We start from the raw sequence: 21221 nt of genomic DNA on the forward strand, positions 1-21221 counted from the left end.
CGTTCAAGAATTACGGGTACGTCGAGAAGACGTACTTCCCCTCGGGCAGGTTACAGTCATCGACCGGAGCACCCCCAAAGGAGACCCGATGCCGGCCGTCGATGTGATCGACCAGACGTACGCGGCGGTTCCACCGTCGGCGTTGCGGAAGGTCCTCTGCGCCGAGGCCGCGTGGGGCGATGTGCTGGCCGACGTGCGGCTTGATTGCTTCGAGGACCGGGGTCTGCGGGGCAAGCGCTGGACGGTCTCACGTGGGCTCGAGGGCACTGCCGAGGTGTGGCTGGAAGAGGTCGCCGAAGGCACGGTGATCCATGTCTTCCTCCAGGCCGATCCGGCGGTCGCGCCGCGGTCGGAGCGGGCGCGCTCCGCGCTCGACCGGGCGTACCGGGTCCGGCTCAAGCGCTGGGTGACCGAGGTTCGCGACACCCTCGACGCCGACCGCGTGGTCGGAGCGGCTCCCGACCACGTCGAGCGCGAGCCGCGTGGGCGTGCCGGGGCCGACAGCACCGCGCGATAAGGTCGGGCCCAGCAACGATCGAGCAGGAGGCTCTCGATGACCGATCAGACGACCAGCGACATCGTGGTCGACGCGGAGCCCAGCGCGATCATGGCAGTCATCGCGGACTTCGCGACGTACCCGACCTGGGCGACCGGCGTGAAGGAGGCCCAGGTCGTCGCCCTCGACGAGTTCGGCGCCCGTGCGACGCAGGTCCAGTTCATCCTGGACGCGACGCCGATCCGCGACACCTACACGCTGGCCTACACCTGGGACGGCGACCACAAGGTCGAGTGGGAGATCGCCGAGCCGGGCGCGATGCTCAAGGGCATGGACGGTGCGTACGTCCTCGACGCGCTGGGCGGTGGGTCGACCCGCGTCACCTACCGGCTCGCCGTCGAGGTCTCGATCCCGCTCCTCGGCATGCTTCGGCGCAAGGCCGAGAAGGTCATCATCGACACCGCCCTCAAAGGTCTGAAGAAGCGCGTCGAGTCGACGCCGGAATGACCGTACGAGGCCGCGGGGTGACCCGCGTGGTGCTCCTGACGGGCAAGGGCGGAGTCGGCAAGACGACGACGGCGGCCGGTACGGCGGTGCTCGCCGGCGAGCGAGGCCTGCGGACGCTGGTGCTGTCGACCGACGCCGCGCACTCGCTCTCCGACGCGTTCGGCGTCTCGGCCGGAGGGTCGGCCGACGGCCACACGCCCGTGGCGGAGCGCGTGTGGATCCAGCAGGTCGACGCGCAGCGACGCTTCGAGGACTCGTGGGCGTCGATCCAGGACTACCTGCGGGCGGTCCTCGACGCCGCCGGCACCGACCCGATCACCGCCGAGGAGATCACCGTCCTCCCGGGTGCCGAGGAGGTGCTCGCGCTCCTGGCGCTGCGCGACGAGGTCGTCTCGGGCGCGTGGGACCTCGTGGTCGTCGACTGCGCCCCGACCGCCGAGACGCTCCGGCTCCTCGCGCTGCCGGAGGCGCTCGGCTGGTACCTCGACCGCCTCGCCACCTCCGGCAGCCGGGTCGTCCGGGCCGTGACACCGGCGCTCGCTCGCGCGGCGGGCGTACCGGTCCCCGAACCGAGGGTCGGTGAGGCCGTGCAGCGCCTGCACGCCGACCTGCGTGAGGTGCGGACGCTCCTGGCTGCTCCCACCTCGTCGGTGCGACTGGTGCTCACACCGGAGTCGGTGGTGGTCGCCGAGGCGCGCAGGGCGCTGACGACGTTGTCGCTGTACGGCTACACGGTCGACGGGGTGGTCGCGAACCGCGTCTTCCCCGACTCGGACGACGACAAGTGGCGCCGCACGTGGGCCGAGGCGCAGCGCGAGACCCTGGCCGACGTGGAGACGTCCTTCGCGCCGCTCCCGGTGTGGCGCGCCGAGTACGCGCCGAGGGAGCCGGTGGGCGCAGCCGCCCTCGCCGAGCTGGCACGCGCCGCGTACGGGGAGTCCGACCCGGTCGCGGTCGTCGACGCGCCACCGCCGATGGACGTGGTGCGCCGCGGCGCCGAGGTCGAGCTGCGTCTGGCGCTGCCGTTCGCGACCGGGGGAGAGGTCGGGCTGACCCGTCACGGCGGCGATCTGGTGGTCACTGTGGGGTCGTACCGGCGGGTGCTGGCGCTCCCTTCGATGCTCACTAGGTACGCGGTCACAGGAGCGCACCTCGATGCCGGTCACCTCGCCGTACGGTTTGCACCGCCGCCCGAGACGCGGGCGACACCCTGAGCGATACCGTCGTGGTCGCGGCCCTCGGTAGGATCTGACGACCCCACCCGCGCTGCACCCCACCGGAATCCGTACGAGGAGAGGCATGACTGCACCGAGCGGCGGCGACGACGTCGGGACCCTGGCGCACGAGGCGATGAAGCTGGCCCGTGTGCTTGCCCAGCAGGCGACCGAGGGTCGGTTCGCCGCCGGTGGTGAGGCGAACGGTGACACGGACGGTGAAGCGGGCGCGATCCCGCACGAGCACCGTCCGGAGGTCTGTGACTACTGCCCGCTCTGCCAGCTGCTCACGGTCGTGCGCCATGCACGCCCCGAGGTGGCCGAGCACCTGGTCTCAGCGCTGACCTCGCTGACGCTCGCGGCTCGTGGTGTGGTGGAGTCGTGGGCAACGCCCCGAGAGGCGGGGGACGACGGCAAGCGTGCCGACGACCCGGTGGAGAACATCGATGTGGAGGACGGGCCATGGCAGTGACGGTCGGAGTCGACATCGGCGGGACGAAGATCGCCGTCGCGGTCGTCGACGAGCACGGCGCCGTCGTGGCCCACGACCGGCGCAAGACGCCGGCGACCGACCCCACGCTGATCGTCGACGCTGTCGCGGAGTCAGTCAACGCGCTCAAGCGCGACCACGACGTCGAGGCCGTGGGCGTCGGCGCCGCGGGCTTCGTCGATGCAGCCCGTCGTACGGTGCTGTTCGCCCCCAACATCAAGTGGATCGACGAGCCGCTGGCCGACCGCCTCGAGGCTCTGGTCGACCTCCCCGTCGTCATCGAGAACGACGCCAACGCCGCGGCGTGGGGCGAGTTCCGCTTCGGTGCGGGCGCCGACGTCGACGACATGCTGCTGGTCACGGTCGGCACCGGGATCGGTGGCGGCATCATCCAGGGCGGCCGCCTCGACCGCGGCGCCTTCGGCGTCGCGGGCGAGATCGGGCACCTGCGGATGGTCCCGGCGGGGATCCGCTGCGGCTGCGGCCAGTACGGCTGCTGGGAGCAGTACGCCAGCGGGCGCGCGCTCGTGCGAGAGACCCGCGACCGCATCAGCGCGCAGATCGATCTCGCGAAGCCGCTGGCCACGCTCGTCGACGGTGACGTCTCGCTGATCACCGGCCAGATGGTGACCGAGCAGGCGCAGAAGGGCGACCCGATGGCGATCGATCTGATCGCCGACGTCGGCCGCTGGCTCGGCGAGGGCATCGCGAGCCTCGCCGCGGTGATCGACCCGAGCGTGGTGGCGATCGGTGGCGGTGTCGCTCGCGCCGGCGACCTGCTGCTGGAGCCGGCACGGACGGCGTTCCTGCGGTCGTTGTCGGCCCCCGTCTACCGGCCGCAGGCGGCGTTGCGCCCCGCAAGCCTCGGCAACGATGCCGGCATGATCGGCGCAGCCGATCTGGCCCGGACACGGTGACGGGGAGCACGGATGGCTGAGCGTCTCTCGATCGGTATCGACATCGGTGGCACCCGGGTCAAGGCCGGCGTCGTCGACCTCGACGGGCACGTGCTCGAGCGCCTGAGCCGTGACACGCCGACCACGAGCCCGGCGGCGGTCCTCGACGCGATCGCGGGCATCGTGGCGAGGCTGCGCCAGCACCACCACGTCACCTCGGTCGGCATCGGTGCGGCGGGGTTCGTCGACGCGACACAGTCGACGGTCCTCTTCTCTCCCCACCTCGCGTGGAGGCACGAGCCGCTGCGCGACGCGGTGCAGCGGCGTACCGGCCTGTCGGTCCTCGTCGACAACGACGCCAACGCCGCCGCGTGGGCGGAGTGGCGCTTCGGCGCCGCCCAGAACGAGGAGGACATGGTCTGTCTGACCCTCGGCACCGGCATCGGCGGGTCGCTCGTGATCGACGGACGCCCTCACCGGGGCCGGTTCGGCATCGCCGGCGAGTTCGGACACATGATCGTGGTGCCCGACGGTCGGGCGTGCGAGTGCGGCAACCGAGGGTGCCTCGAGCAGTACGCGAGCGGAAACGCGCTGATCCGTGACGCTCAGGCGGCGGTGGAGCGCGGCGAAGTCTATGGCAAGCGACTGCTCGAGCGCGTCGACGGTGATGCCGACCGGGTGAACGGTCTTGTCGTGTCGGAGCTGGCGCGCGAGGGCGACGAGGACGCGATCCGATCGCTGCACGACGTGGGGACGTGGCTCGGGGTCGGGATCGCCAACCTGGCCGCGGCGTTCGACCCGGGCCTCTTCGTGGTCGGCGGAGGAGTATCCGATGCCGACGACCTGCTGCTCGAGCCGGCACGGGCTGCCTTCCGACACACGCTGACGGGGCGCGGCTTCCGGCCGGAGGCGCTGATCGTCCGTGCACACCTGGGCAACGACGCGGGCATGATCGGTGCCGCCGACATGGCACGCACCGTCCGGCGCCGTGCGCGTCGAGGCCGGCGCAGGCGTCCCCTCACGGAGGGGTCGCTGGTGCGGCTCAGCGGTCGACGAGCGTGATCTCGAAGGCGTAGAGGTCGGGCCGGTACGCGTGCTCGCCGTACTCGACCGCGCGTCCGGCATCGTCGTATGCGGTGCGCTGCATGGTCAGCAGGGGAGCGCCTTTGCGCTCTGACAGGAGCCGTGCCTCCGTTGCGTCGGCGCGCCGGGCGCCGATCCGCTGCTTGGCGACCCGCATCCAGATCCCGGCGCTGCGCATCGCCGCATAGAGACCGACGTCGGTGAGGTCGATCTCGCCGAGGTCGAGCAGCGGCGCCGGGAGCAGGTTGTGCATGAGCGCGAGCGGCTCGTCGCCGATGTAGCGGACGCGCTCGAGGGACCACACGGGCGTGCCCGGCTCGAGCTGGAGCTCACGGGCCACATCCTCGCCGGCCTCGATGCGGTGCAGCCCGAGCACCTCCGTACGCGGGTCCTGCCCAGCGGCGGCGAGGTCGTCGTAAAGGCTGGTGAGCTCGACGGAGCGCCGGACCTTGCCGTGCACAACCTGGGTGCCGACCCCGCGCTTGCGGACGACCATGCCCTTGTCGACGAGGACCTGGATCGCCTGGCGGACCGTCGGGCGGGAGAGGCCGAGACGACCTGCGAGGGCGAGCTCGTTGTCGATCCGGTCGCCGGGCGCGAGCGTGCCGCTGACGATCGCCCCCTCGAGCTGCTCGGCGATCTGGAAGTACAGCGGCACCGGACTCGACCGGTCGAGCGAGATGTCTGGCCCAGCACCCATGCGAGAACTATAGGGCCAGTGGACGTAAGAACGTCTATATGTCCTGACAAAGTATTGACACCTTATGTGAGGGTCGCCACACTGACGGCATCAGGACGACCAGCGACAAAGGCAAGGTGGACATGATGCGTGGCCGGATCGCCGGGGCTCCGATCTCGTGGGGTGTGTGCGAGGTCGAGGGGTGGGGCCTCCAGCTGTCGAGAGAGCGTGTGCTCGACGAGATGCGGGAGGTGGGCCTCGAGGCGACCGAGTTCGGGCCGGAGGGCTGGCTTCCCGACGACCCGGTGGCCAAGGCCGCGGTGCTCCGCGAGCACGGTCTGCAGGCGGTCGGAGGCTTCCTGCCGGTCGTGCTCCACGACGCCGACTCCGACCCGACCGCCGCGTTCGACGCCTTCGCGGACGCGTGCGTCGCCGCCGGTGCCGGGGTCGTCGTCCTCGCCGCCGCGACCGGGGTGAACGGGTACGACGCGCGTCCCGAGCTGGGCGAGGCCCAGTGGGCGACCCTCTGTGCACGCTTGGACGCCTTGCACGACCGCGCCCAGGCCCGCGGGCTGGTCGCCGCCCTCCATCCGCACGTGGGGACGATGGTCGAGGGTGCCGAGGAGGTCGAGACCGTGCTGACCCGCTCGCGTGTGTCCCTGTGCGTCGACACAGGACACCTCATGGCGGCGGGCGCCGACCCGGTCCTGCTGACCAAGGAACACCCGGACCGCATCGCGCACGTCCACCTCAAGGACGTCGACGCGCAGCTGGCGAGCGACGTGCACGAGGGCCGCTCCACGTTCAGCGACGCCGTACGGGCTGGCCTGTTCCGCCCGCTCGGGCAGGGTGACGTCGACGTCGCAGGCCTCGTCGGGCTGCTCGAGACGCACGGCTACGACGGCTGGTACGTGCTGGAGCAGGACGTGATGCTGGACCACGAGCCGGAGGGCGAGGGCCCGCTCGGCGACGTCCGGGCGAGCCTCACCTACCTCGAGGGTGTCGCCCCGTGACGCCACACGAGACGACACCCTTCGAGGTGCTGACGATGGGCCGGGTCGGGGTCGACATCTATCCCGAGCAGGTGGGCGTGGGGCTGGAGGACGTGACGTCGTTCGCCAAGTTCCTCGGCGGCAGCGCGACCAACGTCGCGGTTGCCGCTGCGCGGCTCGGTCGCCGGTCGGCGGTGATCACCCGTACCGGCGACGATCCCTTCGGCCGGTTCGTGCACCGGGCGCTCGACGGCTTCGGCGTCGACGACCGGTTCGTCACCTCCGTCGCCGGTCTTCCGACCCCGGTCACGTTCTGCGAGATCTTCCCTCCGGACGACTTCCCGCTGTACTTCTACCGCCTCCCGACCGCTCCCGATCTCCAGATCCGCGCCGACGAGCTCGACCTCGACGCCGTACGCGCGGCAGACGTGTTCTGGGTGACCGTGACGGGTCTGTCCGAGGAGCCGAGCCGGGAGGCGACGCTGACCGCGCTCGAGGCGCGCGGCGGGCGTGGCGTGACGGTGCTCGACCTCGACTACCGGCCGATGTTCTGGGCGTCGGCGGACGAGGCGAGCGCGCAGGTCGCCCGCGCGCTGCCGTACGTGACCGTGGCCGTCGGCAACCGCGAGGAGTGCGAGGTCGCGGTCGGCGAGTCCGACCCGGAGGCCGCGGCGAAGGCGCTGCGCGACGCCGGCGTGGGTCTGGCGGTCGTGAAGCAGGGGCCGGCCGGAGTGCTCGGCACGGATGGCCGCGAGCACGTCATCGTGCCGCCGGTGCCCGTCGAGGTGGTCAACGGCCTCGGCGCCGGCGACGCGTTCGGGGGTGCGCTGTGCCACGGGCTGCTGGAGAGGTGGGACCTGCGACGGACGCTGTCGTTCGCGAACGCCGCCGGCGCGTACGTCGCCGGGCAGCTGGCCTGCGCCGACGCGATGCCGGACGTCGCGCAGGTCACGACGATGCTGGGCGGTCACGCATGAGCACGCGCGTGACCGGATCCACCGTCGCCGAGCTCGTCGACGCCCGGGTCCGCGACCCGGAGTGCATCGGACGCCTTGCCGAGGAACGGCGCCGGCCTGACAGTCTCGTCGGCCAGACCGGCCGGCTCCTGCTCGTCGCCGCGGACCATCCCGCCCGTGGCGCGCTGCGGGCCGGCGACGACCCGTTGGCGATGGGCGACCGTGCCGTGCTGCTCGACAGGGTGGTCCGGGCGCTGGAGCGGCCCGGCGTCGACGGCTTCCTCGGGACGGCCGACCTCGTGGACGACCTGCTGCTGATGGGGGTGCTGGAGGACAAGGTCGTCTTCGGATCGATGAACCGTGGCGGCCTCGCGGGCACCGCGTTCGAGATCGACGACCGCTTCACCGGGTACGACGCGGCCTCGATCCGCCGGGCAGGTCTTCAAGGCGGCAAGATGCTGCTGCGCATCGATCCGTCGGACCCCGCTACGGTGCGAACGATGGAGGCGTGCGCACGAGCGGTCGACGACCTCGCCGCACACCGGCTGACGGCGATGGTCGAGCCGTTCCTCTCGCACCGCGACGAGCGGGGGCGGATCCGCAACGATCTCACGACCGAGGCGGTCGTACGGTCGGCGACCGTGGCCGCCGGGCTCGGAGGGACCTCGTCGCGGACCTGGCTGAAGCTGCCGGTCGTCGACGACATGGACGCGGTCCTCGCCGCCACCACGCTGCCGGTCGTCCTGCTCGGTGGCGAGGTGTCGTCGGACCAGGGGGCGCAGTTTGCCGCGTGGTCCAAGGCGCTCGCCAGTCCCCAGGTCCGGGGGATGGTCGTCGGCCGCTCGCTGCTGTACCCGCCTGACGGCGACGTCGAGGCAGCCGTGGACGCCACGGTGGAGATGATCTCCCGATGAGCGGGCGCGTTCTGCACAGCGCCCGCGAGGGGCAGGTCGCGCTCGACGTGACGCCGGAGAGCGCCGGGTGGGGCTTCAGCGGCCTGCGCGTCCTGCGGCTCGCACCGGGGGAGTCGTATGACGCCGCGACCGGGGACGCCGAGGTGCTGGTGCTCGCCCTGGCCGGCTCGTGCCGGGTGCGGTGCGGCGACGACGAGCTCGTCGTCGCCGGACGGCCGGACGTGTTCGCGGGGCCGAGCGACTTCGTCTACGTCCCGAGAGGGGCAGACGTCACGATCGTGAGCGAGAACGGCGGCCGGTTCGCGCTCGCCTCGGCCCGATGCGACCGTACGCTCCCGTTCCGTCGCGTGGCCGCCGCCGACGTCCCGGTGGAGCTGCGGGGAGCCGGGAGCGCCAGCCGCCAGGTCCACAACCTGTGCCTGCCCGGCACGTTCGAGGCTGACCGGCTGATCGTCTGCGAGGTGCTGACGCCTGCCGGCAACTGGTCGTCGTACCCGCCGCACAAGCACGACGAGCAGGGCGAGCACGAGAGCGAGCTGGAGGAGATCTACTACTTCGAAGTCGCCGACGGGCCGAACGGGCCTGGCCTGGGCTACCAGCGCGTGTACGGCCATGACGGGGCGCCGATCGACGAGCTCGCCGAGGTGCGCTCGGGCGACGTCGTCCTCATCCCGTACGGCTGGCACGGTCCGTCGATGGCCGCACCCGGGTACGACCTCTACTACCTGAACGTGATGGCGGGCCCGGGAGACGAGCGGGCGTGGCTGATCAGCGACGACCCGCAGCACGCCTGGGTGCGCGACACCTGGGCAGACCAGCCCATCGACCCCCGGCTCCCGAAGGGAGGACCCCGATGAGCACGACCCGACTGACCGTCGCCCAGGCCCTCGTCCGGTTCTTGGAGGCGCAGCACGTCGAGCGCGACGGCGAAGAGAACGCGTTCTTCGCCGGCTGCTGGGGCATCTTCGGCCACGGCAACGTCGCCGGGATCGGCGAGGCCCTGCTCGAACGGGAGCTCTCCGGCGACCCGTCCCACCTGCGCTACCTGCAGGGCCGCAACGAGCAGGCGATGGTCCACGCGAGCGTCGCGTACGCCCGGCAGCGTGACCGCATGGCCGCCTTCGCGGTGACGGCGTCGGTCGGACCGGGCGCGACCAACATGGTCACCGGTGCCGCGCTCGCGACGATCAACCGCCTGCCGGTGCTGCTCCTGCCGGGAGACGTCTTCGCGACCCGCGTCGCGAACCCGGTGCTGCAGGAGCTCGAGGACCCGACCAGCATGAAGGCCTCGGTGAACGACACCTTCCGACCCGTCTCGCGCTACTGGGATCGCATCGAGCGCCCCGAGCAGCTCCCGTCCGCGCTGCTCGCCGCGATGCGGGTCCTTACCGACCCGGCCGACACCGGCGCGGTCACGCTGTGCCTGCCGCAGGACGTGCAGGCCGAGGCGTACGACTGGCCCGACGCGCTGTTCGAGCGGCGGGTCTGGCACATTGCGCGGCCGCTCCCCGAGCCGAGCCTCGTCGCGCAGGCGGCCGTGCTGATCCGCTCGGCGCAGCGCCCGCTCCTGGTCGCGGGCGGTGGCGTCCTCTACGCAGGTGCCGACGACGCGCTCCGTACGTTCGCCGAGGCGACCGGCATCCCAGTGGCGGAGACGCAGGCGGGCAAGGGCTCGCTCCCGTACGACCACCCGCAGGCGGTCGGCGCGATCGGGGCGACCGGGACGGAGGCCGCGGACGCGCTCGCGAACGAGGCCGACCTCGTCCTCGGTGTCGGGACGCGGTGGAGCGACTTCACCACCGCGTCGCGGACGGTGTTCGCCCACCCCGACGTCCGGTTCGTCAACCTCAACGTCGCCGCCGTCGACGCGCACAAGCACGCCGGTCTCTCGCTGGTCGCGGACGCCCTTACCGGGCTGGAGGCGTTGACCGATGCGCTCTCGGGGTGGCGCGCACCCGCTGAGCACACCGCCGACGCGACCGAGCGGGCCCGCGCCTGGGACGCGGTCGTCGAGGAGGCGTACGGGCTCGACCACGAGCCGCTGCTCGCCCAGTCGGCCGTGATCGGGGTCGTCAACGAGGGGACGGATCCGCGCGACGTGGTGGTGTGCGCGGCGGGCTCCATGCCGGGCGACTTGCACAAGCTGTGGCGTACGCGCGACCGCAAGGGTTACCACGTCGAGTACGGCTACTCGTGCATGGGATACGAGATCGCAGGCGGTCTCGGCGTCAAGCTGGCGGCCGACGACGCGGGCGATCCGCGCGATGTCGTCGTCATGGTCGGTGACGGCTCCTACCTCATGATGAGCACCGAGCTGGTCACCGCGGTCGCCGAGGATGTCAAGATCGTCGTCGTGCTCGTTCAGAACCACGGCTACGCGTCGATCGGTGCGCTCTCGGATTCGTTGGGCTCGCACCGGTTCGGCACGCGCTACCGCTACCGGACGCCGTCCGGGCTCGACGGCGGCCGCCTCCCGGTCGACCTGGCGGCGAACGCCGCGTCGCTCGGCGCGGACGTCATCTCCGCGAAGAGCCTCGACGACCTGCGTGCGGCCCTGCGCAGTGCCAAAGCCTCGACGCGGACCACCGTGATCCACGTCGAGACAGACCCGCTCGTCCCGGCACCGGACAGCCCGGCCTGGTGGGACGTGCCCGTCGCGGAGGTGTCGACCCTCGACGCGACCCGCGAGGCCCGCGCGACGTACGACGCGCACAAGCAGAACCAGCGTCACCATCTCGAACCTCACAGAAATCAAGGAGATCGCCTGCCATGAACAGATTCAGACTCTTCGGAGTCGTCGCGGCTGCCACCCTCGCGCTGACCGCGTGCAGCGGGACGGGCCAGGACGACGACGGCGCCTCGGGCAACAAGGGGGACTTCACGTACGCCGTCATCACGCACTCCAGCGCGGGCGACGCGTTCTGGGACCGCGTCAAGTCCGGCACTGAGCAGGCCGGCGACGACTACGGCGTCACCGTGCAGTACGACAGCGACCCGGACCCGGCCGGCCAGTCGCAGAAGATCGACGGAGCGGTCGCCGACAAGGTCGACGGCATCGTCGTCTCGATGGCCAACCCTGACGGTCTGGAGACGAGCATCAAGGCGGCCGTCGCGGCCGGCATCCCGGTGGTGACGATCAACTCGGGCGTCGACCGTTTCCAGGAGTTCGGCGCGATCACCCACGTCGGCCAGAGCGAGACGATCGCCGGCCAGGCGGTGGGCCAGCGACTCAAGGACGAGGGCCTGTCCAACGTGGTCTGCGTGATCCAAGAGGCGGGCAACGTCGGCCTCGAGGAGCGCTGCAAGGCGGTGGGGGAGACCCTCGGCGGCAAGGTCGAGAACCTTCAGGTCGACGGCACCGACGACGCCGCCGTCCAGGCGAGCATCACGTCGAAGCTGCAGGCCGACTCCTCCATCGACGGCGTCCTCACCCTCGGCGGCCAGTACGCGATCGACGCGGTCGGCGCCGTCGAGCAGGCGGGGAGCGCCGCGAAGGTCGCCACCTTCGACCTTTCCGAGGACGTGATCACCAACGTCCAGGACGGCAAGATCCTCTTCGCCGTCGATCAGCAGCCGTACGTCCAGGGCTACCTCGGCGTGACGACGCTGTACCTGAAGGATCTCAACGGCAACGATGTCGGCGGTGGCCAGCCGGTCAACTCCGGACCCGCGTTCGTCACGCAGGAGAATGCCGACGACGTGCTCGAGTTCGCGAAGAACGGCACGCGCTGACGTGCCCGGTGGGGCCCCGGTCGGGGGAACGGGGCCCCACCACCCCCGCAGCCACCGCGACAGGAGAAGGACGATGGCGACAGCTACCGCACAACCAGACGAACGGCTCGCCACGACAGGTCCGGTGGCGCGGCTCCTCAAACGCCCTGAGATCGGCGCGCTCATCGCCGCGCTCGTGGTGTTCCTCTTCTTCGCGCTAACGACGGAGACTTTCGCCACCCCCGCAGGAGCCAGCACGTGGCTCCAGACGTCGTCGACGATCGGCATCATGGCGGTCGCCGTCGCGCTGCTGATGATCGGTGGCGAGTTCGACCTCTCGGCCGGCGTCATGACGGGCTTCACAGGGCTCACGGTCGGGGTTCTCACCACGCACTGGGGGCTGAACATCTGGGTCGCGATCGTGGTGGCCCTGGTCCTCGCGCTGGCGGTGGGCGCCCTCAACGGCTTCATGGTGATGAAGACCGGCCTGCCGAGCTTCATCGTCACGCTCGGCACGTTCTTCGTGCTCCAAGGCATCGACCTCGCGCTCGTGAAGCTGATCATCGGACAGGTCGCGATCCAGGGGATGTCCAACGTCCCCTTCTACGCCCAGCCGCAGAAGATCTTCGGGTCGACCTTCTCCGTGGGCGGCGCCACCATCCACGTCTCGGTGCTCTGGTGGATCGCGGTCACGATCATCGCGTCGTGGGTGCTCATGCGGACCCGCGCAGGCAACTGGATCTTTGCGGTCGGGGGAGCACAGTCCGCCTCGCGCCAGGTCGGCGTGCCGGTGTTCCGGACCAAGATCGGGCTGTTCATGACCACTGCCTTCGCCGGCTGGCTGGTCGGGATGCTGGTCCTGTTCCGGACGTCGACCGTGCAGAGCAACACGGGCATCGGCCAGGAGTTCATCTACATCATCTGCGCGGTCGTCGGCGGATGCCTGCTCACCGGCGGGTACGGATCGGCGATCGGCGCCGCCCTAGGGGCCCTCATCTACGGGATGGTCAACCAGGGCATCCCGTACTCCGGCTGGGACAGCAACTGGCTGAAGGCGGTCCTCGGCGTGATGCTCCTGGGGGCGTGCCTGATCAACAACTGGGTTCGCAAGAGGGCGGAGAACGCACGATGAGCAGCGCGGGCAAGCAGCAGGAGAGCACGAGCGTCACCACGAGCGCGCCGCCCCCTCCCGGGACGACGATCATCGAGGTCCGCGACATCGGCAAGCACTACGGCAACATCAACGCGTTGAGCGACGTCTCGACGACCGTGAAGGCCGGTGAGGTGACATGCGTCCTCGGCGACAACGGCGCGGGCAAGTCGACGTTCATCAAGATCCTCGCCGGAGCGCACGAGCACTCCGAGGGGACGCTTCTCGTCGACGGCATCGCGCGCCAGTTCGCGAGCCCGCGCGCTGCGCTCGCCCTCGGCATCGCGACGGTCTACCAGGACCTGGCGGTCGTGCCGTTGATGCCGGTGTGGCGCAACTTCTTCCTCGGGTCGGAGCCGACGAAGGGGGTGGGCCCTCTGAGGCGGCTCGACATCGACCTCATGAAGCGCACCACCAAGAAGGAGCTCGCCGACATGGGCATCGACCTGCGCGATGTCGATCAGCCCATCGGCACGCTGTCCGGCGGCGAGCGTCAGTGCGTCGCCATCGCCCGGGCGGTCTACTTCGGGGCGCGGGTGCTGATCCTCGACGAGCCCACCGCCGCCCTCGGCGTGAAGCAGTCCGGCGTGGTCCTCAAGTACATCGCGAAGGCCCGTGAGCGCGGCCTCGGCGTCGTGTTCATCACGCACAACCCGCACCACGCGTACCCGGTCGGAGACCGATTCGTCCTGCTGCGCCGCGGACGCAGCATGGGTGACTTCCCGAAGTCTGAGATGACGCTCGACGAGCTGACCGCGATGATGGCCGGCGGCGCCGAGCTGGAGGCGCTGGGCCACGAGCTGAGCCGCGACCTCGGTGCCGACTCGGCGATCGCGCAGGAACTGGTCGCCGATGCCGCCGGGGTCGAGGCGGCGATCGACACCCCCACCGAGCCGGAAGGGCGTACGCGCGCATGACGCACGACCTGCGGGTGGCGGTGGTCGGGTTCGGGTGGATGGGCCAGGCCCACGCCCGCGCCTACGCGCGGCTCCTCCACCACTACCCGGACGCGCCGCGGCGGCCACGCCTCGTGGCAGTGGCCGACACCGCCGACGACGACCGGCTCGCACGCGCCGCTGCCGCATACGGGTTCGAGCGGACCTACGCCGACTGGCGCGACCTCCTCGAGCGCGAGGACGTCGACGTCGTGTCGGTGACGGGGCCGAACGACATCCACGCCGAGGTCGGTGTGGCCGTCGCCGAGGCAGGCAAGCACCTCTGGATCGAGAAGCCGGCCGGACGGAGCGCCGACGAGACCCGCGCGATCGGCGCGGCGGTGGACGCGGCCGGCGTGCAGTCGGCGGTCGGGTTCAACTACCGCAACGCGCCGGCGGTCGAACGTGCCAAGGAGCTCGTCGAATCGGGCCGGCTCGGCACGCTGACGCACGTCGACGTCCGCTTCGTCTCCGACTACGCCGCGCACCCGCAGGGCGCGCTCACCTGGCGCTTCCAGGACGCGTACGCCGGCTCCGGTGTCCTCGGCGACCTCGTCAGCCACGCGACGGACCTGGCCCGCTTCGTCGTCGGCGACATCGCCGAGCTCGTCGCCGACGATGCGCGGTTCATCCCTCAGCGTCCGCCCTCGGTCGGGGCGGCGTCGCACTTCGCGCGCGGCGGCGAGGGGCCGCTCGTCGACGTCGAGAACGAGGACTACGTGGGCGCGCTGCTCCGCTTCGCCGGCGGCGCGCGCGGGACGCTCTCGTCGAGCCGCGCGTCGGTGGGCGAGCAGTGCACGTACGGCATCGAGGTGCACGGCACGAAGGGCGCGCTCGCCTGGGACTTCCGCCGGATCGGCGAGCTCCGGGTGTGCCTCGACCAGGACTACCAGGACGCCTCGTACGCGACCTGGTTCGTGAGGCCGGGCGACGGTGAGCTCGGCGCCTTCCAGCCCGGCGCCGGCATCGCGATGGGCTACGACGACCTCAAGGTGATCGAGGCCGAGCGCCTCGTACGGTCGATCGCCGACGGCAAGCCGCACGGTGCGACGATCCACGACGCGGTCGTCGCTGCGCAGACGATCGACGCCATGCGTGCGTCGCTCGCAGAGCGCCGGTGGGTGACACTGTGACGGCCGCGCTGCGGGTCGGGGTCGTCGGTGCAGGGGCGATGGGCGCCGACCACGTCCGTACTCTGACGACGGCCGTTCCCGGCACCGCCGTGACGAGGGTCTACGACCGCGACACCGCGCGAGCCGAGCAGCTGGCGCAGCCGGCTGGCGGCGAGGTCGCGGCGTCGGCCGAGGAGCTGATCGGGTCCGACGAGGTCGACGCCGTCATCATCGCCTCGCCGGACATGACCCACGCCGACCTCGCCGTGGCCTGCATCTCCGCGGGCAAGCCCGTGCTGTGCGAGAAGCCGCTGGCCGTCACCGCGCAGGACGCGCTCCGCGTCGTCGAGGCCGAGGTCGCTGGGGGCCGACGGCTGGTCCAGGTCGGCTTCATGCGCCGGTACGACCCCGGCTACGCGCGGTTGAAGGAGACGGTGACCTCTGGCGTGCTCGGCGACGTGCGGGTCGTGCACAACGTGCACCGCAACGCCTCCAGCGCCACGAGCGCGACCGGACCCGGCATCATCACCGGGTCGATGATCCATGAGCTCGACACGGTCGCCTGGCTGCTCGACGACGAGATCGTCGGCATCCGGGTCGAGTCGCCGGTGCGCGACGGGCTCCCCGACCCCCAGCTCGCGACGCTGGAGATGGCCGGGGGAGCGCTCGCGACGGTCGAGGTCTTCGTCAACGCCGGCTACGGGTACGACGTCCGCTGCGAGGTCGTCGGCACGACCGGCACGGCCTCCCTCGTCCCGACCCCCGCGGTCAGCACGAGGATCGCCGGCGTCGAGGGCGTCGAGGTCGCGCGCGACTTCGTGGTCCACTTCGCCGACGCCTACCGGCACGAGCTGGCGGCGTGGGCCCGTGCCGCGTGCGCCGGCGGGGTCGACGGTCCGACCGCGTGGGACGGCTATCTCGCGAACGTCGTCGCCGAGGCCGGGGTCGCCGCGCTCCTCGGCGGCAGCCGCCAGGCCGTGGTCAGCGCGACGCGCCCCGACCTGTACGCCCGGGGCGAGCGATGAGCGCGGTCCGCATCGGGCTGATCGGTGCCGGACGGATCGGAGCGGCCCACGCCGAGACCCTCGCCCGCAGGGTCCACGGGGCCGATCTCGTCGCCGTGGCCGACCCGCGTCCCGGCGTTGCGGCGGCACTGGCCGAGTCGCTCGGCGCACGGGCCGAGACCTCCGCGGAGGCCGTGATCGGCGCCGACGACGTCGATGCGGTCGTGATCGCGGCGTCGTCGACCGCGCACACGGCCCTCGTGGTCGCCGCCGCGCAGGCCGGCAAGCACGTGTTCTGCGAGAAGCCGGCGGGCATGACGCTCGCCGAGATCGACCAGGGGCTCGCGGCGACGGCTGCGGCGGGCGTGGTGTTCCAGGTCGGGTTCAACCGGCGCTTCGCCCGCGACTTCCGTGCCGCTCACGAGGCGATCGGCGACGGCGCGATCGGCAGTGTGCGGATGATGCGGTCGCTCACCCGCGACCCCGGGGACGGCCCGGCCGACCCCGGTGCGGTGCCGCCGTGGACGATCTTCACCCAGACGCTCATCCACGACTTCGACACGCTGAACTGGCTCAACCCCGGCGCGCGCGCCGTCGACGTGCTCGCGACGGCAGACGCGCTGGTGGCGCCCGACTTCAAGGCCTCCGGGCTGCTGGACTCCGCTGTCGTGGTGATCCGCTACGACAACGGAGCGATCGCCACCGCCGAGGCGAGCTTCGCCGCGGCGTACGGCTACGACGTACGGGGCGAAGTCCTGGGCTCGGCGGGCATGGTAACTGCGGGCGACGGCGCCTCGTCGTCGATGCGGCTGCACGTCGCGTCCGGGCGCCTGGCCGGTACGGCGCGCGGTGACGTCGAGCTGCTCGGCGACGCGTACGCGGCCGAGCTCGCCGAGTTCGTCGCCGCGGTGCAGGAGGGGAGGGCCCCGTACGTCACCGGGGCCGACGCGCGCGCCGCCCTCGCGATCGCGCAGGCGTGCATCGCGTCGATGCGCTCCGACGCTCGCGTCGAGGTCGACAAGGGGCTCCCGGCGTGACCTTCACCCTCGCCGTCTGCTCGGAGATGGTCTATCTCGACCTGCCCCACCTCGAGCGGGTGCGCACGATCCACGACGCCGGGTTCGCGGTCGAGATCTGGGACTGGACGAGCAAAGACGCGGCCCTGCTCGCCGGCACCGGCGCACGCTTCACGTCGATGACCGGCTACGTGAGCGGCGACCTGGTCACGCCCGACGGCGCCGACGAGCTGCTGCGTACGGCGGCCGAGTCGATCCCGTTCGCGCACGCGATCGGCTGTCCCACGCTCAACATCCACGGCACCGGCCTCGGCGACGGAGGCATCCCCGTACGCCCGGTCGAGGTCGTCACCGGCGAGATGTGGCTGTCGGCGCTGCGCACGCTCGAGCGGGTCGCCGCGCTCGCCGAGCGCGAGGGCGTGACGTACGTGCTCGAGAACCTCAACACCGAGGTCGACCACCCGGGCACGCCGTTCGGCCGGGCCGCAGACACGCTCGCGCTGGTGCGGGCCGTTGGCAGCGACCACCTCAAGATGAACCTCGACCTCTACCACGCACAGATCGGCGAGGGGAATCTCGTCGAGCTCGTCCGCAGGGCGGCCCCGTACGTCGGTGAGGTGCAGGTCGCCGACGTGCCGGGCCGCTGCGAGCCCGGCACCGGCGAGGTCCGGTGGTCGTACGTCGCCCAGGAGCTGGCCGCCACGGGCTACGACGGCGTGGTCGCCCTGGAAGCCTGGGCCTCAGGCGGCTCCGACCTCGCGCTCGAGCGCTTTCGTGAGGCGTTCACGGTGGAGTGAGGGTCAGAGGACAGCGCCGTGGTCGGGGTCGTCACCGCGATTGTGGTCGCCACGGCGTACGAGCAGCACGAGCAGGCCCGCCACGAACGCCACGACCGCGGCGCCCGGGATGACGCCGGGGACCGGGGCGCCGACGACCGCGAGCACGAACAGCAGCGCCGGCCCGCCGATCAGCCCCGCCCACGCGGCGCGGGTCCAGCGGTCGCCCGGCGGCAACGGCTCGGGCTCCGGCGGCACGAAGTCGCCGTCCTGCCAGGCGTCGTCATCCTCCTCGTCCGGCAGCGGGTCGGACCAGCGCGGCTGGAACACCTCCTGCGCGCCCGCCGGTGGCGCCAGCGCGTTGGTCGCGCTCGTGTCGGGTGGGTCCTCGTCGGCGTCGGGGAGCGAGAGCTCCAGACCTGCCACGATCCGCTCGAACTCCTCGTCGTCGGAGGTCGATCCGCTCATCGGGCCGGATCACTCTCCTGCGGGCTGGGGCTGGTGTGGCGGGCGATGAACGCCGCCGACTCCTGCCAGATCCGATCGGCGTCGTGGTCGAGCGTCGCCACGTGATAGCTGTCCTCCAGGACGACCTCGACCGCCACCGCCGAGGAGACCCCGGCGAGGACGATCCGGGCGGACGACGGGTCGAGCACGTGGTCGTCCACGGAGCGGAACAGCAGCAGGGGCTGCATGACGCGGTGCAGGTTGGCGCGGACGTCGGCCCACAGCCTCGTCTGCGACCACAGAGCGTGCAGCGGCGTACGGTCGTAGCCCGACTCGTCCACCCCGGCCTTCTTGATGTCGTTGCCGATGCCGGGGAGCGACGGGACCACGTGGCGCAGGACGGGGAGCGCGGCGAGCCGGCGATCGACCAGGTTGACCGCCGGGTTCACCAGGACGATCGCGTCGACGTCGGAGGGGCGTTGCTCGGCGAGCCGCAGCGCGAGCGCGCCGCCCATCGACAGGCCGGCGACGGCGACGTGGTCGCAGCGGCTCCGCAGGTCGTCGAGCGCGCGGTCGACGTCGGCGTACCAGTCCTCCCAGCGTGTGCGGTTGAGCTCCTGCCACGTCGTGCCGTGGCCAGGCAGCCGCGGCACGCGCACGGTGAACCCCTGCGAGGCGAGGTGACGTGCCCATGGCGTCATTGAGGCGGGCGACCCGGTGAACCCGTGGCAGAGCAGCACACCGGTCCGGCCGCTGTCGAGTGCCAGCGGGTGCGCGAGCGGGTGCAGCATGGGGGCTTGAGCCATACCTCCATCTTCTCCCACGGGGCCCCGTCCGTGCCAGGGGATCGCCACCTCCGGCGACCTCGAGGAGCGGCCGACGGGTGCAGTCCTCGCCAGCTGACGGCTCGCGCAATGTACGCTTTCGCTGATCGAGAGGGGAAGTCTTGCTCTACTGGCTGCTCAAGTTCGTAGTCCTAGGCCCGGTGCTGAAGGTCGTGTTCAGGCCGGAGGCCTCGGGGACGGAGAACGTGCCTGCCGAGGGGCCGGTGATCATCGCGAGCAACCACCTCTCCTACAGCGACTGGCTGTTCATGCCCCTCGTCGTGCCGCGCCGGGTGACGTTCGTCGCCAAGGCGGAGTACTTCACGAGTCCCGGCATCAAGGGCTGGTTCCAGAAGACGTTCTTCTCCTCCACCGGGCAGGTCCCGATCGACCGTACGGGCGGGCGTGCCTCTGAGGGGGCCCTGCGCACCCAGTTGCGTCTGCTGTCCAAGGGCGAGGTCTGCGGGATCTACCCCGAGGGCACGCGCTCGCCGGACGGGCGTCTCTACCGCGGCCGTACGGGCGTCGCGCGGCTCGCGCTGGAGTCCGGCGTGCCGGTGATCCCGGTCGCGGTGACGGGCACCAACGTCGTCGCGCCTCCGGGCAAGATCTTCGGCCGCTACACCCGTCCGAGCGTGCGCTTCGGCGAGCCGCTGGACTTCAGCCGGTACGAGGGGATGGCCGACGACCGCTACATCCTCCGCGCGATCACCGACGAGATCATGTACGAGATCATGCGGCTCTCGGGTCAGGAGTACGTCGACACGTACGCCTCGCGGTCGCGCAAGGCGGAGCCCGAGGCCGCGGCGGAGCCCGACGTCCACGAGCTCCCGAAGGCGTCGTAGGGACCAGCGCGATGGACCGCGTCACGCGCGCCGCGCAGCAGGTGGACGACCAGTTCTATCGTGTCCTCACGGTGCTGCGGGCGGTCACGCTCGTCTATGCGGTCGGCGTCAACGCGGCCCGGTGGCGCGACTTCGAGCACCCGGTCACGGCCTGGGTGCTGATCGGCGTGATGGTCGTGTGGTCCGGCGTCGTCACCTGGCTGTACGAGCCGCGTCATCGCACGTCGTGGGTGTTCATCGTCGACATGCTCGTCACGCTGGCGCTGCTGCGTTCGACCCAGTACGTCCACACGCCCGAGATGCTGGCCGAGCACACGTTCACCCTGACGACGTACTGGGTGACGACCGTCGTGCTGTGCTGGGCGGTGCGCTGGGGCGTGACCGGAGGCCTCCTCGCGACGGCGATCGTGCAGAGCGTCGACGTCACGATGCGCCCGACGGTCAACTCGTCGACGGTCGGCAACATCTTCCTCATGGTGCTGGCGGCCATGCTCGTCGGCTACTGCGCCCACGCGCTGCGCGTCTCGGCCGTACGACGCGTCGAGGCCGAGCGGGCCGCGGCGATGGCGACCGAGCGTGAGCGGCTGGCCCGCGCCGTCCACGACGGCGTCCTGCAGATCCTCGCGCTCGTCCAGCGCAGGGGCGCCGAGATCGGTGGCGACGCGGCCGAGCTGGGACGCCTGGCCGGCGAGCAGGAGCTCGCGCTGCGTAGCCTGATCCAGTCGCGGGCACGTGAGGAGTCCGCCAGCGACGGGGAGATGACCGACCTCGGGCGCGCGCTCGACGGGCTCGCCGAGCCGAAGGTCAGCGTCGCGACGCCGAGCCGGCCGGTGACGATGCCGGCGGCGACGGTGGGGGAGATCGTGGCCGCCGTGCTGGCCTGCCGCGCCAACACCCTCGTCCACGGTGGCCCGGAGGCCTCGACCTGGATCCTCCTCGAGGCTGAGAGCGACAGGGTCGTCGTGAGTGTCCGCGACGACGGTCCCGGCATCCCCGAAGGTCGCCTGGAGCGGGCGGAGGCAGAGGGCAGGCTCGGTGTCGCGGCCTCGATCCGCGGCAGGCTCCGTGACCTCGGCGGCAAGGCAGTCCTGGTCGACACGGCTGGTCATGGATGCGAGTGGGAGCTCGTCGTCCCGCTCCAGCGTGTGCCCGGCGCTGCCTCGGCACGGTAATG

General features: G+C 71.5%; 23 protein-coding genes. 20 read left to right on the top strand and 3 right to left on the bottom strand.

Going from position 1 to position 21221, the window contains the following annotated elements:
• Positions 1–88 precede the first annotated feature (88 nt).
• From H4N58_RS07605 to H4N58_RS07630, 6 genes are all read left to right on the top strand, one after another.
• Positions 89–517 carry a polyketide cyclase / dehydrase and lipid transport gene (locus H4N58_RS07605; protein ID WP_167008282.1) on the top strand — a complete coding sequence of 143 codons (429 nt, stop codon included), beginning with the start codon at positions 89–91 and terminating at the stop codon, positions 515–517.
• A 36-nt stretch (positions 518–553) separates the two neighbouring features.
• Positions 554–1003 carry an SRPBCC family protein gene (locus tag H4N58_RS07610; RefSeq protein ID WP_167008285.1) on the top strand — a complete coding sequence of 150 codons (450 nt, stop codon included), beginning with the start codon at positions 554–556 and terminating at the stop codon, positions 1001–1003.
• A gap of 17 nt (positions 1004–1020) precedes the next feature.
• Positions 1021–2217, top strand: coding sequence for an ArsA family ATPase (locus H4N58_RS07615; RefSeq protein ID WP_243845177.1), 1197 nt, complete (start codon positions 1021–1023; stop codon positions 2215–2217).
• A gap of 85 nt (positions 2218–2302) precedes the next feature.
• Positions 2303–2689 (top strand): hypothetical protein, encoded by a 387-nt coding sequence (locus H4N58_RS07620; protein WP_167008292.1) that lies wholly within the window; start codon positions 2303–2305, stop codon positions 2687–2689.
• Positions 2680–3624 (top strand): ROK family glucokinase, encoded by a 945-nt coding sequence (locus H4N58_RS07625; RefSeq protein ID WP_167008295.1) that lies wholly within the window; start codon positions 2680–2682, stop codon positions 3622–3624. The genes H4N58_RS07620 and H4N58_RS07625 overlap by 10 nt, the downstream gene beginning before the upstream one ends.
• A gap of 12 nt (positions 3625–3636) precedes the next feature.
• Complete coding sequence (locus tag H4N58_RS07630; RefSeq protein WP_167008298.1) at positions 3637–4665, top strand: ROK family glucokinase; 1029 nt, start codon at positions 3637–3639, stop codon at positions 4663–4665.
• Here H4N58_RS07630 and H4N58_RS07635 read toward each other — a convergent pair.
• Positions 4646–5386 (bottom strand): GntR family transcriptional regulator, encoded by a 741-nt coding sequence (locus tag H4N58_RS07635; RefSeq protein WP_167008301.1) that lies wholly within the window; start codon positions 5384–5386, stop codon positions 4646–4648. The two genes, H4N58_RS07630 and H4N58_RS07635, sit on opposite strands and share 20 nt — an antisense overlap.
• A 122-nt stretch (positions 5387–5508) precedes the next feature.
• Here H4N58_RS07635 and H4N58_RS07640 point away from each other — a divergent pair, with 122 nt between their 5' ends.
• The 12 genes from H4N58_RS07640 (at position 5509) to H4N58_RS07695 (ending at position 17952) form a co-directional block, all read left to right on the top strand.
• Positions 5509–6378, top strand: a complete 870-nt coding sequence (locus tag H4N58_RS07640; RefSeq protein WP_167009291.1) for a TIM barrel protein — start codon at positions 5509–5511, stop codon at positions 6376–6378.
• Between the two features lie 35 nt (positions 6379–6413).
• A complete protein-coding gene (gene iolC, locus H4N58_RS07645) occupies positions 6414–7334 on the top strand; it encodes a 5-dehydro-2-deoxygluconokinase (protein WP_167252075.1) in 921 nt (306 codons plus the stop codon).
• Complete coding sequence (locus tag H4N58_RS07650) at positions 7331–8227, top strand: aldolase (protein ID WP_167008305.1); 897 nt, start codon at positions 7331–7333, stop codon at positions 8225–8227. The genes iolC and H4N58_RS07650 overlap by 4 nt, the downstream gene beginning before the upstream one ends.
• Positions 8224–9084, top strand: coding sequence for a 5-deoxy-glucuronate isomerase (iolB, locus tag H4N58_RS07655; protein WP_167008308.1), 861 nt, complete (start codon positions 8224–8226; stop codon positions 9082–9084). The genes H4N58_RS07650 and iolB overlap by 4 nt, the downstream gene beginning before the upstream one ends.
• Positions 9081–11000: a 3D-(3,5/4)-trihydroxycyclohexane-1,2-dione acylhydrolase (decyclizing) gene (iolD, locus tag H4N58_RS07660; RefSeq protein ID WP_167008311.1), complete on the top strand. Its 1920-nt coding sequence runs from the start codon at positions 9081–9083 to the stop codon at positions 10998–11000. The genes iolB and iolD overlap by 4 nt, the downstream gene beginning before the upstream one ends.
• Positions 10997–11959 (top strand): sugar ABC transporter substrate-binding protein, encoded by a 963-nt coding sequence (locus H4N58_RS07665; protein ID WP_167008314.1) that lies wholly within the window; start codon positions 10997–10999, stop codon positions 11957–11959. The genes iolD and H4N58_RS07665 overlap by 4 nt, the downstream gene beginning before the upstream one ends.
• Positions 11960–12032: 73 nt before the next feature.
• Positions 12033–13070: an ABC transporter permease gene (locus H4N58_RS07670; RefSeq protein ID WP_167008317.1), complete on the top strand. Its 1038-nt coding sequence runs from the start codon at positions 12033–12035 to the stop codon at positions 13068–13070.
• A complete protein-coding gene (locus H4N58_RS07675; protein WP_167008320.1) occupies positions 13067–14005 on the top strand; it encodes an ATP-binding cassette domain-containing protein in 939 nt (312 codons plus the stop codon). The genes H4N58_RS07670 and H4N58_RS07675 overlap by 4 nt, the downstream gene beginning before the upstream one ends.
• Positions 14002–15156 carry a Gfo/Idh/MocA family protein gene (locus H4N58_RS07680; RefSeq protein ID WP_167008323.1) on the top strand — a complete coding sequence of 385 codons (1155 nt, stop codon included), beginning with the start codon at positions 14002–14004 and terminating at the stop codon, positions 15154–15156. The genes H4N58_RS07675 and H4N58_RS07680 overlap by 4 nt, the downstream gene beginning before the upstream one ends.
• Positions 15141–16160: a Gfo/Idh/MocA family protein gene (locus H4N58_RS07685; RefSeq protein ID WP_243845176.1), complete on the top strand. Its 1020-nt coding sequence runs from the start codon at positions 15141–15143 to the stop codon at positions 16158–16160. The genes H4N58_RS07680 and H4N58_RS07685 overlap by 16 nt, the downstream gene beginning before the upstream one ends.
• On the top strand, positions 16157–17176 hold the full coding sequence (locus H4N58_RS07690; RefSeq protein ID WP_167251901.1) for a Gfo/Idh/MocA family oxidoreductase: 1020 nt from the start codon (positions 16157–16159) through the stop codon (positions 17174–17176). The genes H4N58_RS07685 and H4N58_RS07690 overlap by 4 nt, the downstream gene beginning before the upstream one ends.
• On the top strand, positions 17173–17952 hold the full coding sequence (locus tag H4N58_RS07695) for a TIM barrel protein (RefSeq protein WP_243843114.1): 780 nt from the start codon (positions 17173–17175) through the stop codon (positions 17950–17952). Before H4N58_RS07690 ends, H4N58_RS07695 begins: the two co-directional genes overlap by 4 nt.
• A gap of 3 nt (positions 17953–17955) precedes the next feature.
• Here the strand turns inward: H4N58_RS07695 and H4N58_RS07700 are convergent, their stop codons facing one another.
• Both H4N58_RS07700 and H4N58_RS07705 read right to left on the bottom strand, forming a co-directional pair.
• Complete coding sequence (locus H4N58_RS07700; protein WP_167008329.1) at positions 17956–18399, bottom strand: hypothetical protein; 444 nt, start codon at positions 18397–18399, stop codon at positions 17956–17958.
• Entirely contained in the window at positions 18396–19184 is a 789-nt protein-coding gene (locus tag H4N58_RS07705) for a carboxylesterase (RefSeq protein WP_243845175.1), read from the bottom strand. Before H4N58_RS07705 ends, H4N58_RS07700 begins: the two co-directional genes overlap by 4 nt.
• A gap of 140 nt (positions 19185–19324) precedes the next feature.
• Here H4N58_RS07705 and H4N58_RS07710 point away from each other — a divergent pair, with 140 nt between their 5' ends.
• Both H4N58_RS07710 and macS read left to right on the top strand, forming a co-directional pair.
• Positions 19325–20047, top strand: a complete 723-nt coding sequence (locus H4N58_RS07710) for a 1-acyl-sn-glycerol-3-phosphate acyltransferase (RefSeq protein WP_167251900.1) — start codon at positions 19325–19327, stop codon at positions 20045–20047.
• Between the two features lie 11 nt (positions 20048–20058).
• The gene (macS, locus tag H4N58_RS07715; RefSeq protein ID WP_167251899.1) at positions 20059–21219 is read left to right on the top strand and encodes a MacS family sensor histidine kinase; all 1161 of its coding nucleotides are present in this window, start codon (positions 20059–20061) and stop codon (positions 21217–21219) included.
• Positions 21220–21221 lie beyond the last annotated feature (2 nt).

This window comes from Mumia sp. ZJ1417 (assembly GCF_014127285.1).
Taxonomy (GTDB): Bacteria; Actinomycetota; Actinomycetes; order Propionibacteriales; family Nocardioidaceae; genus Mumia.

Bases quoted from the DNA above. Each gene is read 5' to 3' on its own strand.
- H4N58_RS07690 (WP_167251901.1), top strand. From the start codon at position 16,157: ATGAGCGCGGTCCGCATCGGGCTGATCGGTGCCGGACGGATCGGAGCG.
- H4N58_RS07700 (WP_167008329.1), bottom strand. From the start codon at position 18,399: ATGAGCGGATCGACCTCCGACGACGAGGAGTTCGAGCGGATCGTGGCA.
- H4N58_RS07610 (WP_167008285.1), top strand. From the start codon at position 554: ATGACCGATCAGACGACCAGCGACATCGTGGTCGACGCGGAGCCCAGC.
- H4N58_RS07630 (WP_167008298.1), top strand. From the start codon at position 3,637: ATGGCTGAGCGTCTCTCGATCGGTATCGACATCGGTGGCACCCGGGTC.
- H4N58_RS07680 (WP_167008323.1), top strand. From the start codon at position 14,002: ATGACGCACGACCTGCGGGTGGCGGTGGTCGGGTTCGGGTGGATGGGC.
- iolD (WP_167008311.1), top strand. From the start codon at position 9,081: ATGAGCACGACCCGACTGACCGTCGCCCAGGCCCTCGTCCGGTTCTTG.
- macS (WP_167251899.1), top strand. From the start codon at position 20,059: ATGGACCGCGTCACGCGCGCCGCGCAGCAGGTGGACGACCAGTTCTAT.
- H4N58_RS07605 (WP_167008282.1), top strand. From the start codon at position 89: ATGCCGGCCGTCGATGTGATCGACCAGACGTACGCGGCGGTTCCACCG.
- H4N58_RS07705 (WP_243845175.1), bottom strand. From the start codon at position 19,184: ATGGCTCAAGCCCCCATGCTGCACCCGCTCGCGCACCCGCTGGCACTC.
- iolC (WP_167252075.1), top strand. From the start codon at position 6,414: ATGGGCCGGGTCGGGGTCGACATCTATCCCGAGCAGGTGGGCGTGGGG.
- H4N58_RS07625 (WP_167008295.1), top strand. From the start codon at position 2,680: ATGGCAGTGACGGTCGGAGTCGACATCGGCGGGACGAAGATCGCCGTC.
- H4N58_RS07650 (WP_167008305.1), top strand. From the start codon at position 7,331: ATGAGCACGCGCGTGACCGGATCCACCGTCGCCGAGCTCGTCGACGCC.
- H4N58_RS07620 (WP_167008292.1), top strand. From the start codon at position 2,303: ATGACTGCACCGAGCGGCGGCGACGACGTCGGGACCCTGGCGCACGAG.
- H4N58_RS07675 (WP_167008320.1), top strand. From the start codon at position 13,067: ATGAGCAGCGCGGGCAAGCAGCAGGAGAGCACGAGCGTCACCACGAGC.
- H4N58_RS07665 (WP_167008314.1), top strand. From the start codon at position 10,997: ATGAACAGATTCAGACTCTTCGGAGTCGTCGCGGCTGCCACCCTCGCG.
- H4N58_RS07640 (WP_167009291.1), top strand. From the start codon at position 5,509: ATGATGCGTGGCCGGATCGCCGGGGCTCCGATCTCGTGGGGTGTGTGC.
- H4N58_RS07670 (WP_167008317.1), top strand. From the start codon at position 12,033: ATGGCGACAGCTACCGCACAACCAGACGAACGGCTCGCCACGACAGGT.
- H4N58_RS07635 (WP_167008301.1), bottom strand. From the start codon at position 5,386: ATGGGTGCTGGGCCAGACATCTCGCTCGACCGGTCGAGTCCGGTGCCG.
- iolB (WP_167008308.1), top strand. From the start codon at position 8,224: ATGAGCGGGCGCGTTCTGCACAGCGCCCGCGAGGGGCAGGTCGCGCTC.